Origin of the sequence: Granulicoccus phenolivorans DSM 17626 = NBRC 107789 = JCM 15570, assembly GCF_000423085.1 — a bacterium.
GTDB lineage: Bacteria > Actinomycetota > Actinomycetes > Propionibacteriales > Propionibacteriaceae > Granulicoccus > Granulicoccus phenolivorans.
In genome coordinates this window covers 99,170-116,976 of record NZ_KE383975.1, presented here as the reverse complement: position 1 = coordinate 116,976, position 17,807 = coordinate 99,170, and the positions used below count along the sequence as shown (strand labels likewise).

Annotated in this window: 17 protein-coding genes; 7 read left to right on the top strand and 10 right to left on the bottom strand. The window is 68.4% G+C overall.

From position 1 onward, the window contains the following. Nucleotides 1-114 precede the first annotated feature (114 nt). Nucleotides 115-1,236, top strand: a complete 1,122-nt coding sequence (locus G531_RS0118870; RefSeq protein WP_026928419.1) for an NDMA-dependent alcohol dehydrogenase — start codon at nucleotides 115-117, stop codon at nucleotides 1,234-1,236. Between the two features lie 68 nt (nucleotides 1,237-1,304). Here G531_RS0118870 and G531_RS0118865 read toward each other — a convergent pair whose 3' ends face one another. The 7 genes from G531_RS0118865 to G531_RS0118835 form a co-directional block, all read right to left on the bottom strand. Continuing rightward, nucleotides 1,305-2,630: a flavin-containing monooxygenase gene (locus tag G531_RS0118865; RefSeq protein WP_081684277.1), complete on the bottom strand. Its 1,326-nt coding sequence runs from the start codon at nucleotides 2,628-2,630 to the stop codon at nucleotides 1,305-1,307. An 81-nt stretch (nucleotides 2,631-2,711) separates the two neighbouring features. After that, nucleotides 2,712-3,890, bottom strand: coding sequence for an NAD(P)/FAD-dependent oxidoreductase (locus G531_RS0118860; protein ID WP_035759899.1), 1,179 nt, complete (start codon nucleotides 3,888-3,890; stop codon nucleotides 2,712-2,714). A gap of 159 nt (nucleotides 3,891-4,049) precedes the next feature. Further along, entirely contained in the window at nucleotides 4,050-4,901 is an 852-nt protein-coding gene (locus tag G531_RS24035) for an alpha/beta fold hydrolase (protein WP_035759808.1), read from the bottom strand. Beyond that, nucleotides 4,898-5,455 (bottom strand): VOC family protein, encoded by a 558-nt coding sequence (locus G531_RS24030; protein WP_051215731.1) that lies wholly within the window; start codon nucleotides 5,453-5,455, stop codon nucleotides 4,898-4,900. The genes G531_RS24035 and G531_RS24030 overlap by 4 nt, the downstream gene beginning before the upstream one ends. A 13-nt stretch (nucleotides 5,456-5,468) precedes the next feature. Further along, nucleotides 5,469-6,551 (bottom strand): LLM class flavin-dependent oxidoreductase, encoded by a 1,083-nt coding sequence (locus G531_RS24965; RefSeq protein WP_162143199.1) that lies wholly within the window; start codon nucleotides 6,549-6,551, stop codon nucleotides 5,469-5,471. 47 nt (nucleotides 6,552-6,598) lie between these two features. Beyond that, nucleotides 6,599-7,345, bottom strand: a complete 747-nt coding sequence (locus tag G531_RS24020; RefSeq protein ID WP_145978631.1) for a maleate cis-trans isomerase family protein — start codon at nucleotides 7,343-7,345, stop codon at nucleotides 6,599-6,601. Nucleotides 7,346-7,472: 127 nt separating this feature from the next. Beyond that, nucleotides 7,473-8,120, bottom strand: a complete 648-nt coding sequence (locus G531_RS0118835) for a cysteine hydrolase family protein (protein WP_051215728.1) — start codon at nucleotides 8,118-8,120, stop codon at nucleotides 7,473-7,475. A 213-nt stretch (nucleotides 8,121-8,333) separates the two neighbouring features. Between G531_RS0118835 and G531_RS24960 the strand changes: the two genes are divergently transcribed. Further along, nucleotides 8,334-8,984 (top strand): PadR family transcriptional regulator, encoded by a 651-nt coding sequence (locus G531_RS24960; protein ID WP_051215727.1) that lies wholly within the window; start codon nucleotides 8,334-8,336, stop codon nucleotides 8,982-8,984. Nucleotides 8,985-9,072: 88 nt separating this feature from the next. On the opposite strand, the gene G531_RS0118825 is transcribed toward G531_RS24960, so the two are convergent. Further along, nucleotides 9,073-9,579: a nuclear transport factor 2 family protein gene (locus tag G531_RS0118825; RefSeq protein WP_026928415.1), complete on the bottom strand. Its 507-nt coding sequence runs from the start codon at nucleotides 9,577-9,579 to the stop codon at nucleotides 9,073-9,075. Nucleotides 9,580-9,747: 168 nt separating this feature from the next. Between G531_RS0118825 and G531_RS0118820 the strand changes: the two genes are divergently transcribed. Both G531_RS0118820 and G531_RS0118815 read left to right on the top strand, forming a co-directional pair. Continuing rightward, complete coding sequence (locus G531_RS0118820) at nucleotides 9,748-10,689, top strand: AAA family ATPase (protein WP_026928414.1); 942 nt, start codon at nucleotides 9,748-9,750, stop codon at nucleotides 10,687-10,689. 6 nt (nucleotides 10,690-10,695) lie between these two features. Then, nucleotides 10,696-11,706, top strand: a complete 1,011-nt coding sequence (locus tag G531_RS0118815; RefSeq protein WP_211221912.1) for a vWA domain-containing protein — start codon at nucleotides 10,696-10,698, stop codon at nucleotides 11,704-11,706. A gap of 71 nt (nucleotides 11,707-11,777) precedes the next feature. On the opposite strand, the gene G531_RS0118810 is transcribed toward G531_RS0118815, so the two are convergent. Together G531_RS0118810 and G531_RS0118805 are read right to left on the bottom strand one after the other, a co-directional pair. Then, a complete protein-coding gene (locus G531_RS0118810) occupies nucleotides 11,778-12,809 on the bottom strand; it encodes an LLM class flavin-dependent oxidoreductase (protein WP_026928412.1) in 1,032 nt (343 codons plus the stop codon). Continuing rightward, on the bottom strand, nucleotides 12,806-14,269 hold the full coding sequence (locus tag G531_RS0118805) for an MmgE/PrpD family protein (RefSeq protein WP_026928411.1): 1,464 nt from the start codon (nucleotides 14,267-14,269) through the stop codon (nucleotides 12,806-12,808). The genes G531_RS0118810 and G531_RS0118805 overlap by 4 nt, the downstream gene beginning before the upstream one ends. A 299-nt stretch (nucleotides 14,270-14,568) precedes the next feature. Between G531_RS0118805 and G531_RS0118800 the strand changes: the two genes are divergently transcribed. The 3 genes from G531_RS0118800 to G531_RS0118790 all read left to right on the top strand — a co-directional run bounded on the left by G531_RS0118800 (nucleotide 14,569) and on the right by G531_RS0118790 (nucleotide 17,420). Further along, nucleotides 14,569-15,750, top strand: a complete 1,182-nt coding sequence (locus G531_RS0118800; RefSeq protein WP_026928410.1) for a flavin reductase — start codon at nucleotides 14,569-14,571, stop codon at nucleotides 15,748-15,750. Between the two features lie 174 nt (nucleotides 15,751-15,924). Then, nucleotides 15,925-17,157, top strand: coding sequence for a cytochrome P450 (locus tag G531_RS0118795; RefSeq protein ID WP_211221911.1), 1,233 nt, complete (start codon nucleotides 15,925-15,927; stop codon nucleotides 17,155-17,157). A 41-nt stretch (nucleotides 17,158-17,198) separates the two neighbouring features. Further along, entirely contained in the window at nucleotides 17,199-17,420 is a 222-nt protein-coding gene (locus tag G531_RS0118790) for a ferredoxin (protein WP_245630449.1), read from the top strand. Nucleotides 17,421-17,807: the final 387 nt, after the last annotated feature.

Below are 17,807 nucleotides of genomic sequence, written 5' to 3'. Positions count from 1 at the left end.
GAGATCTCGAGCCCTCCGGCGGATTCGGCGGCACCCAGCCGCCTGCGCCGGGGGGCTCGGTCGACCCGGGGCGGCCGCCGACGTGCCGCCCGGACTCCGAGAAAGGCAACACAGATGGAAGTCAGAGCAGCCGTCATGACCGGGCCCGGGCTCGATTGGCGTACCGAAACCCTGCAGTTGGATCCCCCGAGGGCCGGTGAGGTGCTCGTCCGGGTCGCGTACGCCGGCCTGTGCCGCTCCGATGAACACCGACGGCACGGCCTGGTCGGCGGGGGTCGCTTCCCGTTGATCGGTGGCCACGAAGGCTCCGGCGTGGTGGTCGAGGTGGGCCCGGGGGTGACCAACGTGGCGCCCGGAGACCACATCGTCTTCTCGGTCTCCCCGCAGTGCGGCCGCTGCGAGTACTGCCGGGGCGGCCAGCCTCGAATGTGCGGACTGATGGCCAACGTCATGGTCGGGGAAATGCTCGACGGGACCTTCCGTGCCCGGCTGGGTGAGGAGGGCATCGGCGGATTCTGCATGGTCGGATCCTTCGCCGACCACGTGGTGGTGACCGAGAACACCTGCATCCGGATCGATGAGTCGCTGCCGCTGGACGTGGCCGCGCTGCTCAGCTGCTGTGTCCCCACCGGCTGGGGTTCGGCGGTCTACACCGGCGGCGTACAGCCCGGGGAGACGGTGGTCGTGCTCGGGGTCGGTGGGGTCGGCCTGAACGCCGTCCAGGGTGCCGCCTTCGCCGGCGCCAGCCATGTGATCGCTGTCGATCCGGTCCCGGCCAAGCGGGAACTCGCGGCGAAGCTGGGCGCCACACACACCACCGACGACCTGCAGACCGCCACCGACCTCGCCCGGACACTGTCCCGCGGCACCGGCGCCCAGGCGGTGATCGTGACCGTCGGCGTCCTCGATCCGGAGATCACCGCGGCGGCACTGGAGATGGTCGGCAAACAGGGCCGCCTCGTACTCACCTCCGCCAGTGACGTGCCCGACAGCGTGAGCGTGCAGTTGGTGGGCACCCGGATCACCTTCTACGACATCACCATTCGCGGTTCGCTGCTGGGCGGGTGCACCAGCCACGCCGACATTCCGAAGTTCGCCCGGCTGTACCAGGAGGGGCACCTCCAGCTGGATGAGCTGATCAGTCACCGATATTCCCTGGACCAAGTGGCCCAGGGCTATCAGGACCTGCTCGACGGCACGGTGATTCGTGGCCTGGTCGAGCACCGTCACGGCTGAGTCGGCTTCCCGCGGACGCACGCACTGCCCGGCCCCCGAACGGGGCCGGGCAGTGCTCGTCCGGAATCTCAGCGGAAGATGCGCCGCTTGGAGAGATCGTCGGCGGTCCCGGTCATGAACGCCTCGATCGCCTCCCGATACGGGACCGGGTCGAGTTCCAGGCCGTACCGCGAGCGATCCGGGAACAGCCGCTTCTGATCCTCCACCTCGGCCTCGATCGCCTCGCGCATCTCACTGGGTGACGGCAGCGTCGCCTCCCCGGCGACCAGCTTCGCCAGGGCCCGACCCTGCAGGTCCATCAGCGAGATGTTGGAGCCGGCCGCGTTGTTGAAGTAGCCGACGAAGTAGAGCCCGGGATGCTCGGGGGCGAACATCCGCAGGTAGAGATCCGGCTTCCGGTTCTGCACCCGAACCACGTCCTCGGGCAGGAACGGCAGATCCACCTCGTACCCGGTCGCGGCGATCATCACGTCGTATTCGCCACAACCGCCGTCCTCGAACGCCACCTTCTGGCCGTCGACGGATTTGATCCCCGGCCGGAAGGACACCCGGCCGTCGGCGACGAAGTCCAGGATGGCCGGCTGCATGGTGCCGTGGGTTCGGGTCTTGGGAGTCTTGAGGCCGTAGCTCTCCATCGACCCGTACGCGATGGCACTGAGGCCGACCCGGATCCGGCGCTTCATCTCCCAGGGCATCCAGGGCCGCTCGACCTTGCGCAGGATTCGCGGCAGGGGGCGACCGAAGATGTCGCGGGGCAGGATCAGCACTGGCGACCGCGCGACCAGCTCCACCGACTTGGCGACCTTGGCCAGGTCGGCACCGACATCGAGGGCGCTGTTGCCCATCCCCACCACCAGCACCCGCTTGCCGGCGAAGGAGCCGGGAGTGCGGTAGTGGTGCACGTGCAGGTATTCGCCGGCGAAGTCCTCGTGGAAGTCCGGATGATGCGGCTCGGCCTGGTGGCCCGGGGAGACGACCACACCGTCCCAGACCGACTCATCGCCATTGGCCAGGCGGATCCGCCACTTCCCGTCGCCGGCGTCCTCGATCCGGGTGACCTCCGAGTTGAACTGCACCCGCTCGGTCACCCCGAAATGGTCGGCGTAGGACTTCAGGTACGCCGCGACCAGCTCGTGGCCCGGGTAGATCGGGGTCCCGTCGGGGAAAGGGTAGTCCGGATAGGCGGTCACTCGCTGTTCGGAGTTGATCCGCAGCGAGCTGTACGCCGAGCTGCGACCGGAGTCATTTTCATAGACCCACATTCCGCCGATCTTGGAACCGATCTCGAACACGGTGACGTCGACACCGGCTGCGATCAGGTTCTTGGCCGCGCAGATTCCGCCGGATCCGGCCCCCACGACCGCAATCCGAGGAGTTCCTTGTTGTCCGTTCACGTTGTCTCTCCATTGAGTACTGCGGCCCGGTGCAGGCGTCGCCCACTCGCGGCCACATGGGCTTTCACTTGTTGCAGTTCTTCACGCCACGACGGCGTCTTCGATGTGAGCTCGAGCCGCGATCAGCGGGCGATACCGCGGGATCCACTTGGCGGCTCCGAACCCGACGACGCCGACCAACCGGTCCTCGGCGTCCAGATAGGCGACCACGGTGCCTTTCACCGGCCCGCCGGACATCCCCTCGCCACGCACCGGCACCACCCGCTCGGCGAGATCGAGTCGCCCGAGCCCCTGGATCTTCAGCCCGAACTGATCGGACCAGAAGTAGGGCAGCGCGGGCGGAGGCCCTTCGAGGCCGAGGATGTCCTTGGCGACCACCGCCGCCTGCTCGGTGGCATTGGTCCAGTGCTCGGTCCGCAGTCGGCCGGGGCGGTGCTCATCGTCCCAGGCGGCAGCATCGCCCAGGGCCCACACCCGGGTGGCACCGTGTACGCGTCCACGCTCGTCACAGGCGAGGCCGTTGGCCGCGTCCACTCCGGGCAGGTGCACCCAATCCAGGACGGCTCGGGCCCCCACACCGACCAGGATCACATCCGCGGTGATCTGCTCACCGGTGCTCAGCTCCACGGTGTGCTCGTCCACGAAACCCTTGAGGCCCACCCCGAGCCGGAGATCACAGCCGCCCTCACTCAGCAGACGGCCGACCAGCTGCCCCACCTGATCCCCGACCGCCCGTACGCACGGCACCGGCAGCGCCTCGAGGACGGTGACCTTGAGGCCCTTGGCGAGCGCCACGGTTGCCACTTCACCGCCGATGAAGCCGGCCCCGACGATCAGCAGGGACCGGGCCCCGCTCAGGGCATCGCGCAGGGCGAGCGAGTCATCCAGCGTCCGCAGGGAATGGACGCCGGCCGGCTGATCGGGCAGTCGGCGGGCATCCGATCCGGTGGCCACGACCACCGCGTCCCCGGTCAGGACCTTGCCGCTGGCCAGGACGACCCGGCCCTCGGTCAGTTCCACCGCGGGGTCCCCCAGGTACGTCTCCACGCCCAGGGCGCGCAACTCCTCGGGACCGCTCAGGTGGGCCTTCTCCTCGGCCCACTCGCCGGAGAGCACATGCTTGGACAGCGGGGGGCGGTCATAGGGAACGTGGCGTTCCCGGCCCACCATGCTGATCCGTCCCTCGAAGCCCGCCGCGCGCAGTTGCTCCGCCGTGCGCAACCCACCGAGGCCCGCACCAATCACCACCACGTGCTCCATGGAGGTCACCTCTTTCACTTCCGTGTGAACCAGGGCGAGTGCCCAGCACCAATGTTACATACCATGCGCCATAGTGTGGGCAAAATGTGATAATTGTACACATTCCGCACGTCAGCGCTGACGGCCCGGGAAGCTGCTTCCCGGGGCTTCGTTCGGCCCTCAGCCCGCCGAGGGTGGGATGAGGAAGGACTCTACCTGGGTTTCGAACTCGGCCTGCCGCTCGAACGGCACCCACAGTCCTGTTCCCGCGTAGATGTGGACCTGACTGTCCGGGATCCGGTTCAGCAGGAAGAGCGCATTGTCGTAGCCCTGCACGACGTTGTCCCGGCCCCAGATCAACAGGGTCTTCGCGGTGATCCGGTCGACATCGCGCCAGATCGGTTCCGCCTTGGGCGGGCGCCCCTTCCCTTCGGGGGAGGCGGCCAGGAACTCCGGATCCACGCTGGCCCGGTACCGCTCCTCGACCAGGTCGTCGGTGATCAGGTCCTTGTTGGACACGATCAGCTCCAGGTAGGCCCGCATCTTCTCCCGGGACGGGCCTTCCCCCTGGTAGTAGTTCGCGATCACCTTGGCCCCCGGTGACGGGGTCGGAGTGAACAGCGGCAGGCCACCGGAACTGCTCACCAGGATCAGCCGATCGACCAGGTCCGGGCTGTCGATTGCCATCTTCATGGCCGTCGCTCCGCCGGTGGCCAGGCCCAGCAGGTGCGCCTTCGTCACCCCCAGGACCCGCAGCAGGTCGGTGAACACCGAGGCGTAGAAGGTGTTCTTGCCCCCGGTGATCGTCGGTTTGTCGGACTTCCCGTAGCCGGGCAGATCGACGATGAGGACCCGGAACCGGCGGGACAGCCCGGCCAGGTTCTGACCGAAGTTGCCCCACCCGAAGGCTCCGGGAGCCCCGCCGTGGATCATCAGCAGAACCGGGCCGTCCCCGGCCTCGTGGTAGTGGATCCGGATCCCGTTCACGTCCACGAAGCGCGAGGTCGCCGCCGCGGTGAGCTCGGCGCTCATGCCCGCTCCGCCGGCGTACGCAGGGCCCGGTCGGCGACATCCTCACCGCGGGCCAGCCGGGCGAAGAAGTCCTGATGATCGAAGCCCTCACCCACCGGATCCGCGACGAAGATGTCGGTGGTCATGTAGGCGATCGCGTCGTCGGTCGACATCACATCCACGTAGAACTCGCTGCGGTTGCCGTCGGGATCCTCGTAGTAGATCGACAGCGAGGGTCCGTGCTTGACCGCCTTCACCGGTAGCACGCCCAGGGTGTCGCGGAGCCGTTCGTACACCTGCAGGAGCGCGGCCAGATCCGCCCAGGCGTACGCCACATGGCGTACGCCCCCGCGGGCGGCGTACCCGCCCGCCGCTTCGGCCGGGGCAGCGGACTCCGGCTCGGGACCCAGATTGACCAGGGCGTGCCGGTGGTGCTCGTGATCGAAGGAGAGAAAGGCGTGACGCCCGTTGTTCATGCGCACCACGTCACCGAAGGCCACCGTGTAGAACTCGAGCATCTGCTCGAAGCGGTGGGTGCCGTAGACGACGTGGGCCACCTGTGTCGGATGGTTCATCTGTCCTCCTTGCTCAGAGCTTGCGGAGCTCCGGCATGACCTCGGCGGCGAACATGCGCATGGTCTGCTCCGAAGCCTGACGCGGGATCGAACGCAGCCGCATGATCACGTTCAGCCGGCGGGCACCGGCGATGCCCACGTCGTGGCTGAGCTGTTCGACCACCTGCTGCGGCGTGCCGACCACCGCACCGGAGAAGCGCGGCAGGAATCGCTCGGCCTCATCCTTGGGCAGACCGCGGCGCATCATGGTCTCCCAGGCCGACTCCTTGGCCTTGCTCTGGGTCTCCTTGGCCTCGGCCTCGGTCGGCGCCACAATGATGGAGACGTTGGTCATGAAGTTGGCCCCGGACAGTTCGTGGCCGTTCTTCTCGCCGGCCTCGACGTAGGTGCTCAGGATTTCGTGGGAACCCCACCCCATGAAGCTCATCAGGTTGTGCCCACCCGCACCGGCGGCGGCGATCGACTTCGGGCTCAGCGCCGCAACCCACGGACGCAGACCCGGGTAGGGCCGCGGGTAGACCGTCGAGGGCTGGGTGATCTGGTAGTACTCGCCGTCGTGGGTGATGTCGCTGTCCGACATGGCGGCGGTGAGCAGCTTCAGCCCCTCGCCGAACCGGGCCGCGGTCGAGGCGTCATCCAGCCCCAGGCGCGACTTCTCGATGGAGAAGTTGCCCTTGCCGACGCCGATCTCGGCCCGGCCCCCGCTGAGCGCGTCCAGCATGCCGACCTCCTCGGCCAGTCGCCACGGGCTGTGGAAGGGCAGCACCTGAACGGTCTGTCCCAGCCGGATCCGGCTGGTCCGGGCCGCCACCGCGCTCAGGTACACGTTCGGGGACGGGATCAGGGTCCACCCGTCGAAGTGATGCTCGGTGGTCATCACGCCGTCGAAGCCGAGCTTCTCGGCCTCCACCGCATCCTCGACGTGGCTCTGCAGGATCTCCGAGGCGATCCCTGCGTCGTACTTGGCGGGGTCCCAGTCACCCTCCCACTGGGCCACGTCGCAGCGCAGGATCTTGAATTCCGCGCCCTCATCGAGTCGCGGCACCGGCCGCACCGACGCCTCGACATTGCTCTGATTCTCCACAGACACCGACACGATTTGTACCTTTCACTTGTAAAGACGGGGCGACCCGGGCCAGGGGCTCAGAAGTCGCGCAACAGCATTCCCAGGCCTTCGACCCGGTCCTCGATCCCGGCCAACCGCAGGGAGTGCCACAGCGGCGCCTGCGTCGAGGTGAGCACCGGTACGCCGAGCTCGGCCTCGAGGTCGTCGATGACCTCGTGGGAGCGGAAGTTGGCGCACCCCAGGACGACCGCGTCGGCGCGGGCGTCCCAGACCTCGCGAACCGTCCGCGCGATCACGTCCCCGCCGGGTCCGGCGAGGCCGCGAGGTTCGACAATGCCCATCCCCCGGGACTCCAGCACCTGTACTCCGTTGGACTCGAAGAACCGGCGTTCGGCCTGCTCCACGTCCTCGGCGTACGGCGAGACGATGACCACCTTGGAGGCGTGGTACGCCGCCAGGGCGACCAGCAGGCTGGCGGTCACCGTGGTGGCCGGTTTGCCCGTCAGGTCGGTGATCCGGCGGATCAGGTCGTCGTCATAGCCGGGTGGTTGGACCACCGAGGAGGCCGTGCAGGCGTACAGCAGCACGTCGGCACCACAGGAGTTCACATCGCGTACCGCGAGCATCCCCGAGGTCCGATCCATCTCCTTGAGGAACTCCGGACCGACCCCATCGATGAACATCCGGGCAAAGTGCACCGAGACCCGATCCGGGAGGTGCTTGTTGTACAGGGGCTCGAGCACCGTGTTGGGGCTCGGCACCACCACGCCCAAGCGGGCCCGCCAGCCGTCGTGGCTCTCCTCGGCGTACCTCTCAGGAGTCATGGCGACCCTCGTTTCTGGATGATGCTGTCTTGGTACAGACCATACCATACTGCACGTTCATTTCCGCAACCCTTTCGCTGCCTCGACCCCGGGAGCCGTCCGACCCCGGGCGCGGCACCACCCTTCCCTATCGAGTTCCCCGAGGCCGACGACCGAGTCGATCCAGGACTTCGGCCGAGGTCGTCCCACCCGCCAGGGTCGCCAACGTCGCGTAGGACGCCGCGTGCGCTTCGGGATCCCCGGCCGCACACAGGTCCTCCACCACGCGGACCCGGTAGCCGAGGTCGACGCCCGACCGTGCGGTGCTGTCGACCGAGATGTTGGTCGCCACCCCGAGCACCAGCAGCGTCGTGATGCCGCGGGCGCGCAGCATCGGATCCAGCGGCGAACCGACCAGGGCACTGGTGCGCTGATGGGTGATCACCAGGTCGCGGGGATCCCGGGTGAGCCCGCCGATCAGGTCGGCCCCGGCACTCCCGTCGGCGAAGGTCCCGGTCCGCGCCACCCGTTCGAACAGGGGTGAGTTGGCGATCAGATCCTGCCGGTCCGGCCGGAAGGCCATGCGGGCCAGGACTACGGTGACTCCGGCCTCGCGCACGGCGTCGAGGAAGTCGATCGCCCGGGGCAGCACTTGCCGACGGACCACCTCGGCGGCGTACCGGGGCCCCTCGACGACGTCGGGCTGCAGGTGGATCGCAATCACGGCCGTGGCCCGCGGGCCGTCCTCGCCGGGTCGGGCATCGTCGGGCTCGGTTACATCAGCGGAAAAGTCCATACTGCACGGTACGTTTCGGGAAGACGGTCGGTCAACACTGGCCACGCCTCGGGCGGGCACCCGGGAGAACTGGCGCGCCCCCACGCACACTAGTAGGCTTGACACCATTAGTCTCAAACCTAATCGGCCCAGGAGGACTCCATCACTACCAGCAGCGCACCTGCCAGCATCGCCGGGGCCGCGACCGACGCCGCCTCCGGGCAGAACCTTCCGATGACCGCGTACGCCACGTTGGGCCTGCTGTCCCGCGAGGAAGAGTACACCGCGGTCGAGGTCCAGGAACGGGCCCATGAATTCCTCCGCTACTTCTACTGGGCCCCGGCCCTGAGCCACATTCGGCGCGAACTCAACCGACTCGACGACCTGGGTTTCGTGGCCGCCCGCGAGGTGAAACAGGGCCGGGTACGCCGCACCCTGAAGTATCACGTCACCCCCGCCGGGGAGCAGGCACTCAAGGAATGGGCCGAAGGTCCCGGCGCCGAACCCACCGTGGTGAAGAACTCCGTACTGCTGCGCCTGTGGCTGGGCCGTCGCGCCGGGGACAGTCAGCTGGTCATCGATGCCCTGATCGACCAGATCCGCCAGGTCAGCCAGGACTGCGACGAATTGGCCGCCAGCCTCGAGCAGACCGATCGCATCCTGGCGTCCCAGCGGGAGAAGTTCGAGGCCGGCGAGTTCGCCGACACCCGCGCGTACGAGGCAGCGGTGGCCCGCAATCGCTGGCACCACAGCGTGATGAGCTATTGCCTGCGGGACTACCAGCACAATCTGCACAACTCCCAGCAGCTGCTGGGCGAGTTGCAGGACCTGGCGGCCATCATCCGGCACAGCACGTCGACCCCCGCCGAAACCACGGCCGAGTAGGCGCTCCCCGCACCCAGGTCGACGCCCCGGCAACCAGCAGGTCCCCGCAACCGTGATCGGTTGCGGGGACCCGGGGTCCAGGAAGGGGTCAGGCCGGCAGCAGCTTGTGTCCGTGGGACTGGACCAGGTCGATGCGACGCTGGTAGATCTTCCACTCCCCGTCGATCCGCTTCAGGTTCCAGAAGTCGGTGGAGACGACCGCGAAGTTGTCCGGCTCGGCGACCGCGAGGCTGTAGTGGTAGGCGGCGATGTAGGCCTCTTCGAACGGCTTGGCGAAGCGCACCACGATGTTGGTCCAGTAGTTGAACCAGTGCACCGGGCCGTAGTAGCCGTCGTAGTTCTCCTTGATCTGCTCCTTGCCGACCGAGTGCCCCCGGGCGGTGCGCCAGGTGGCGTCATCGGTGTAGCGGCTGATCAAGGTCTCGGCGTCGCCGGCGTTGGCGATGTGGCCGAAGCTGTTCATGAAGTCGACCAGGCCGGCCTCCTCCTCGACGAGCCGGCTCTTCTGCTCATCGGTCCAGCCCTCCGGTACGCGCGGCAGCAGCACGACCTCACGCTGGATCTCCAGGGCACCCTGGTTGTCGAAGTCGATCATCGGTCCTCCAGTTCTGCGACTTCCCCATCGGAGTCGCGTGGCAAAGCAGAATGGTCCTGGGTCCACCGACGTTCGCGGGGGTGCGCACAGGGTTGAAACATGACAGACAGTATGGGATGCTCGGCGGAGTGTCAACCACCCCGCAGCAGCGGTGAGGACGGAGGAAGCGTGCAGCGCAACCGACCCGAGGACAGCTCGTCCCCGGCCCAGCTCGGCGACGTCCGCAAGCGTATCGGCTCCCTGGTGGTGGGCCGCGAGCGCGAACTGGAGCTCGCCCTGGCCACTGTCGCCGCCGGCCGGGATCTGGTCCTGGAGGGCCCGCCGGGAACCAGCAAGACCACGATGCTCAAGGCGATCACCGCGGAGTGGGGTATCCCGCTGGTACTCGTCGAGGGCAACGGCGACCTCACCCCGGCCCGCCTGCTCGGGCATCACAATCCGTCCCGCGTCCTGCGGGAGGACTACAGCGCCGACAATTTCGTGCCCGGCCCCCTGGTGGAGGCGATGGAGCACGGCGGCTTCCTGTACGTGGAAGAGTTCAACCGGGCCCCCGCGGACACCCTGAACACGCTGCTGACTGCGATGGCGGATCGTTCGGTGGAGATCCCCCGGGTCGGCACGATCAGGGCGAAGTCGACCTTCCGGGTGATCGCCTCGATGAATCCCTTCGACAATGTCGGCACCACCCGGTTGTCCACCAGCGTCAGCGATCGACTGAACCGCATCGTGGTCGACTACCAGGACGCCGCCAGCGAGGAAGCGATCGTCAAGCTCCGGGCCGGACTCACCGGCCCGATGGCCGACAAGGTGGCCGCCGACGCGGTCGCGCTCACCCGGGCGACCCGGACCCATGAGGATCTGCGCCAGGGCAGCAGCGTCCGCGGCGCCATCGACTGCGCCTCGGTGATGATCCAGTTGGGTCGCCTCCGCGAGGTGACCAGCGTCGAGGACACGGCCTACCCGCAGGTGGTGCTGGACGCGATGACGGTGGCCCTGTCGGGTCGGATCCAGGTGGACGAGAGCGTCGAGGCAACCCCCGACGAGGTGCTGCAGGAGATCTGGGAGGACCATTTCGTCCTGAACCCCGCTGCTGCCGACGGGCCGACTTGAAGAGAGTTGGCGGTTGACACCCCGCTCGCCCGTCCCGACCGCGCCCGGCAGCGCAAGTCGCGTGGGAGCCGCCGCGGCGTACGCCCGCTGCGACGCAAGCCACAGGCGCTGACCCAGGAACCGACGCTGCACGAGCCGGGGGCGGCGGCCGGATCCGGCGGTGGCCTCTCGGCAGCCCGGCAGAACGGCCGCGGCACCCCCACTGCTGCGAGCCCGGGCACGGTGCCCGAGGGAAGTTCCCTGACCACCGAGGACCAGGGCGCGCTGGTGGGGGTCGAGGCGACGGCACCGGCGGACCCCGAACTGCTCACGCTGACCCGGCGGATCGCCGCCCGCCTGTCGGTACCGCGCCCCCGGGCCGAGCCCACCGGTCGGCGCGGGCAGGGCAGCCGGGCGAGCCTGCCCTACCGTGGGGCGGCCGACGAGATCGATCTGGACGCCACGATCGAGATGCTGGCGGGCAAACCGGTGCCGGAGGACCACGACATCATCGTGCGCGATCGCATCAGGGCAGCCCGGTCGGTGGTGTTGGCCGTCGACGTGTCGGGGTCCATGCGCGGCGAGCGGATCCGCACCGCGGCCGCCACCGTCGGCGCGCTGGCCGGCGAACTGGGCCGGGACCGACTGTCGGTCATCGCCTTCTGGTCCGACGCGGCACTGCTGAGCCGGCTGGGTGAGCCGGTACGCCCCGAGCACCTCCTGCGTACCCTGGCCGCGATCCCCACTCGGGGCCTGACCAATGTGGCGTTTCCGCTGGAGGTCGCCGCTCGACAGTTGGCCCGGGTCGAACCACAGGATGCCCGGGTGATCCTGCTGTCGGACTGCGTCCACAATGCCGGCCCGGACCCCCGCCCGCTGGCCGCCGCGCTCCCCCGGCTGGACGTCCTGCTGGACGTGAGCGGGGAGCAGGACGTCGAACTCGGCCGCGAGCTGGCGGCGGCGGGGCACGGCATTCTGCGGCTCGCCCGGACCTACCACGACGTCGGGCCGGCGATCAGCGACATGTTCAGCGTCTGACCGCGCTTGCCGCCCCGACGATCCCGGAGGCCCGGATGGGCCCCCGGGATCGTCCGGTACGCGACCCCGACTCAGCTCGCGCGGAGCCGGGGGATCACCTCGGTGCTGACTGCCTCGATCAGCGCATCGGGGTAGTCGAAGGACCCGCCATGGCTGACGTGGAACTCGCGCACCCCGAGCTGTTCCAGGTGCCGCAGGCGCTCGGCGACCTCCTCGGCGGTCCCGAAGATCCCGATCTGGCGGGCGTACCACACCGCTGCCTCATCGGTGACCCACTGCGAGGCGACGCGGACCGCCTCGGCCACGTCTCGCGGATGGGACTGGTCGGTCCCGTCCGGCAGCAGGATCTCCTCGGCGGGCGGGTGGATGTCGAAGCCCGCCTCGGCGAACCAGGCCTGCGCCCCGGGGTGGGCCTGCACCGCCTTGACCACCAGCGGCTTGATGTACTGGGTATCCCGGGCCACGTCGTCGGTGATTGCCACCGGCCCCGAGGCAATCAGCTCGAAGTCGTCGGTCCGATCGCCGGCCGCCCGCAGCTCGCTCACCTTGGCCGCCTGCCGTTCCACCTCGCGCAGATAGGTCATCAGGCCGTCGGCCACCTCGACGGCCAGGGCCGTGTTCTTCGGCCCCTCCGCGGCGAGGTAGACCGGGATCGGACCGCAACCGTCCTGCAGGGTCACCGTGGTCTCACCGAACCGGGTCGGCGCACCGGTCACCAGCGACTTGATGGCCCGGATCCCGCGCCGCAGTTGGCCGGTGGTCGCCCGGCCCTGCCCGGTGAGGAACCCGGCGCTGTCGGCGGCTCCCAGGCCGAGCCGGAAGCGGCCCGGCGCCAGCTCGGCGACGGTGCGGGCCGAGCTGGCCAGGCTGATCGGATTGCGGGTGGAGATGCTGGTGACCGCGGTCCACAGCGCGATCTGCTCGGTGGCGGTAGCGGCGACACACAGCGCGGCGAAGGTGTCGCGCCACAGGGTCGGCGAGTCCGGCATCGCGACGGCGTCGAACCCGGCCTCCTCGGCCCGGCGGACCGCCGCGGCGACCTCGGTGACCGGGCCGCAGGGCGGGATCCGTACGCCGAGGCGGATCGGTGGGTGAGCGGTCATCGGGCATTCTCCGGGGTGGTTTCGCGGACGAGGGTCTGCACCAGGGGGCTCACCCCGGCCTCGGTCTCGATCCGGGAAGCGAGCGCCAGAGCCCGCTCCACCTGGGCGTCGGTCAGAGTACCAGCGGTGAAGTCGCGGAACTTCTGTTCCAGCCGCTCCCGGCTCACCCGCGTCCCGTCGGTCCAGGGATCGCCCTGGCTGTACTCGGCATCGGCGGTGTAGGTGGACCCACCTGCCTCGATGCTCATCCGGTAGGGGACGCGTTGGTACCAGCCGGTCTCGCGTACCTGCTCGGCCACGGCCACCGCAGCCTCCGGCAGCGGGACCACGTTGACCATCTGCTTCAACCGCGAGATCGAGGAATCCTGCCGGGTGGCCTCGGTGTGCCACTGCGGCCCGGGGGTCACCCGATGCAGGGCGGTGGACACGAGGTAGGGAATGCTGAAGCCGCCCTCGACGGGGTTGGTGACCTCGGTCCGATCGAGCCCGTTCACGATGGCCCGCTCGTGCACGGCGACCTCGACCCCGGTGATGTCCTCGACCCGGAGGTCATGGCGATCCCGCAGCTCCACCGCCAGATCGATGGCGGTCGAGCTGAACCGGCAGGAGGGGTACAGCTTGTAGGAGGTCCATTCGACCCACCAGCGCTTCCCCAACTGCTGATCCAGTTCGTCCCAGTCCGACCGGATCGCGCCGAGCACGCGCCACAGCCCGCGCGGCCCGTCGAGGATCCCCTCCGGGGCGGTGAAGCCGGCAGCGGCCAGTTGAGCCGCCTGGACGCCGAGCTGGCTGCAGGTGCCGTACATCGTGTACTTGGTCATCGGCAGGGGCTGGTGGACCAGGGCCTGCATCGTGTGGGAGGCCGGCACCGGCATCGTCGCGCCGCAGATCCCGAAGGCGTGCACCATCTGCTCGACATCCAGGCCCAGCAGCCGTCCGGTCACGACCGCGGCGGTCAGCGTGGACCAGCTCATGCTGTGCAGTTCGGCCAGGTCGGGCAGGTCCGGGTCGTCGCGCTTGACCGCCCCCCACTTCAGCGACATGGCCAACCGGGCGCCGACCTCGAAGCCGACTGCCACCGCGGTCAGGAACTCCTCCCCCGAACTGCCCTGCTGCTCGGCCACCGCCAGGGCGGACAGCACCGTGGTGGCCGCGTGATGGTGGAACTGGAAGGTCTCCTCGGCGTCCAGCACGTTGGCCGCATGCGAGTTGATGTACGCCGCGGCAGCGACCGGGAGTCGGCGTCCGGTCACCAATTCGGTCGCCTCGGGCTTGCCCCCGGCCCCGCCGATGACCTCGGCAACGATCTCGCCGGAGGGGAAGTTGAACCCTGAGACCGCGCACCCCAACGTGTCGATCAGCAGGTCCTTGGTGGCTTCGACCGCCGATCGGGGCAGGTCGGCGAATTGGGTATTGACCGAGAATTCGGCCAGGGTCGAGGTATAGCTCGTCGTTGTCATCAGATTCCTCACTGCAGGGCACCTCCACGCGGGAGGCCGGGCCGGTGGTTCTCCGCGATCCGAGGCGGTCGAGGAGCGGCGATGGGTGACCGCTGCTCCACAGCGAGTGCGGCCCCTGTCCCGACCAACCATACCTCACGGCATTTTCGAACGGATCCCCCGCTACCCATTCCCCTCCGCCCGTCCCGCGCGAACGCGCCACCTTCCGCCCTTGAAGTACCGCTGGACCTGGCGTGCATTTCCACGATGACATGTAGTATGTTATCTAGCGTCAGCCCGACATCAGGAGGAACGCACCCATGGCTCCGTCAATCGCCCCCGAGCATTTCCGGCAGGTGCTCGGCCAGTACCCCACCGGCGTGGTGGTCGTCACCGCACTGGACAGCGCCGAGCAGCCGGTCGGGATGACCGTCGGCTCCTTCGTCTCGGTCTCACTGGATCCACCACTGGTGGCCTTCCTGCCCGCCCGGAAGTCCTCATCCTGGGCCGCCCTGCGCGCCGCCAGCGACAACTTCTGCATCAACATTCTCGGGTCCGACCAGGAGCAGATCTGTCGGGCCGTGGCCAGCCGCAAGACGAACAAGTTCGACGGGATCGGGTGGCAGAAGTCGGCGCAGGGCAACCCGGTGCTCGACGGGTCCGTCGCCTGGATCGACTGCACGGTGGACACCATCCACGAGGCCGGCGACCATCACATCGTGGTCGGGGAGGTGCAGGACCTCGGAGTCAGCCACAACGGCTATCCCCTGCTGTTCTTCCGCAGCGGCTACGGCTCGTTCATGCCGGCGTCGATGGCCGCCGGCGATGCCGACCTGCTCGACCAACTGCAGTACCTCGACCTGATCCGGCCCCGGATGGAGGAACTGGCCCAGCGGTTCTCCTCCGAAGTGACCGCCGTGGCCCTGGTCCGCGACGAACTCGTCCTGGCCGCCTCGGCCGGGCGCCCCTCACTGATCGACCTGCCCACCCGGGTCGGGGCGCGTACCCCCTTCGCGCCTCCGCTGGGCAGCGTGTTCGCCGCCTTCGGCGAGGACAGCATCCGCGAGCGCTGGCTGTCCCAGATTCCCGAGCAGATGCCCGAATCGGTCACTGCGGCACTGCGCGAGATGCCGGCTCGGGTGCAGGAGCGCGGGTACAGCATCATCCTGGGTCACGAGCGGGCCGCGGCGATGGAGATTGCTTTCACCCGCCATTCCGACGGAGATTCCTCGGTCTCCACCGAGGACGTGATTGCCGCCATGGGCGCGGTCGCCCCGGACACCAACCCGGCCGACGAGGATCCCGCGGGCACCAAGGAACTGCGCTCGCTCACCGCCCCGGTGTTCGGGCCCGACGGTCGGCTGCTGTTCGAGTTGATCCTGTGGGGACCGCAGGAGCCGATCGGCCACACCGACATCTGCGACCGCGCTGCCGCGCTGCGGGAGACCGCTGCCCTCGCCTCGGCCGATCTCGCCGATTCCCTGCCCAGGGCCGCCCGCTGAGGCGGAGCCCGCACAGCACCGGACGCCACCACACCGGCGCCCCCGGCCGGGCCGAACACCTTGACCGAGGTCCGGAATCGACTTAAACTGGAACAAAACCATACCGTACGGTTTCTCGGCAGTGCAGTATGGTGTCTTGAGAGGTTCGTCAACGACGATGGATTGGATTTTGGAGTGACAGATCAACTGCAGGGGCAAGAACTGTTCCCCTTCAAGCGCGAAGCCGGACACCCGTTCGACCTGCCGTCGGACCTCACCCGCCGCCGGGAGGAGGAGCCGGTCAGCCGGGTGCCGATCTGGGACGGCAGCACCCCCTGGTTGGTGACCCGCCACGCAGACGTCAAGTCCGTACTGTCGGATCCGCGCGTCAGCATGAACTACCTGACCCCCGGAATGCCGCCGGAGAACCCGTTCATCAAGGTTCGGCGCCAGAAGGAGGCCCGCGAGAGCTCGGGCCTGTCGATGGATGGAGCGCTGCATGCCCAGCTCCGGCGCGTCCTGACCCCGCTGTTCACCGTGAAGCGGCTGTCGAAGCTGCGGCCGAAGATTCAGCAGATCGCCGACGAGTTGATCGATAACATGCTGGCCGGCCCCAAGCCGGTCGACTTCGTCGAATCCTTCGCTCGTCCGCTGCCGATGCTGGTGATCTGTGAGCTTCTCGGCGTGCGCTACGAGGACCGGGAGATGTTCAAGGAATCCGCCGAGCGGATGATGATGACCAGCACCACCGAAGCGGAGTCGATGGAGCTGATCACCAAGGTCCACGCCTACTTCGGCGAACTCGCCGAGCTGCGCAAGCGCGAGCCGGGCGACGATGTCTTCTCCGCTCTGGTGGAGCGGATGGAAGCCGGCGACATCACCCTCGACCACGTGAAGTCCCTCGCGGTCGTGCTGGTGATCGCCGGACACGACACCACGGTGAACATGATCGCGATGAGCACCCTGGCCCTGTTCGACAATCCGGAGCAGTTGGCCGAACTGCGCGCCAACACCGAGGATCCGGTGCTGGTCGCCAATGCCGTGGAGGAAATGCTGCGCTACCTCACGCTGACCCACATCGGTCGCCGCCGCGCCATCATCGAGGACATCGAGATCGACGGCAAGGTCATGCGCAAGGGGGAGGGTGTCATCTGCGCCGAGAACGCGGCGAACCGGGACCCGGCCGTGTTCCCCAATCCCGAGCAGATCGACTTCCACCAGGAGCAGACACGCGAACACCTGGCCTTCGGCTACGGGGTGCACCAGTGCATCGGCCAGCAGTTGGCCCGCTTCGAGCTGCAGGCGGCCTTCAGCACGCTGCATCGCCGCATTCCGACGCTGCAGTTCGCGGGAAGCTCGCTGGATTCCCTCCCCTACAAGGATGAGTTCATCGTCTACGGCGTGGATTCCTTCCCGGTCACCTGGTGACCGTCAGCCCCACTCACACCCAGCGGAACAGGAGCACCGCGATGGAAAGCACGATGGAAAAGGAAACTGTCTTGAAGGTCACCGTTGACCAGCACAAGTGCATCGGCGCCGGTCAGTGTGTCATTGCCGCACCGGCCGTGTTCGACCAGAGCGATGACGACGGCATCGTCATCCTGCTGCAGGAGAACCCGAGCGAGGATGCCCGCGCCGAGGTCGAGCTCGCCGCGAAGCTGTGCCCCGCAGCAGCGATCACCGTGCACTGAGCCGGACCGCAACCGGTTCGTCCCCGGACCAGAACTGCCCTCGACCCGCTGGGTCGGGGGCAGTTCTGCGTGTGCCCGATTGCCGGCGCAGTCTTACCCGGCTGGCCCAGGGCTCTTGTCGCTGACTCGGTGGACGGGCCCGGTGACGCGGATCCGGTGGGCCGATCCTGCCACCAGCCGGTCCGTTTCGGCCGATTTCGTGGTTGGAGGGCAACGCAGTGGCAGGATCCGCCCACCCGGCCGGTGCGCCTCCCGTCCGCGGCCACCGGTGTCGTGCGGGGCCCGTGCGGTTCGCGGGTCCCGAGACGATTCGCGGGTCCAAGCGCGATGCGCGTGTCCCGGTGCGGCTCCCGGGTCGACGTGCAGTGCGCGGCTCCTGCAGCGCCC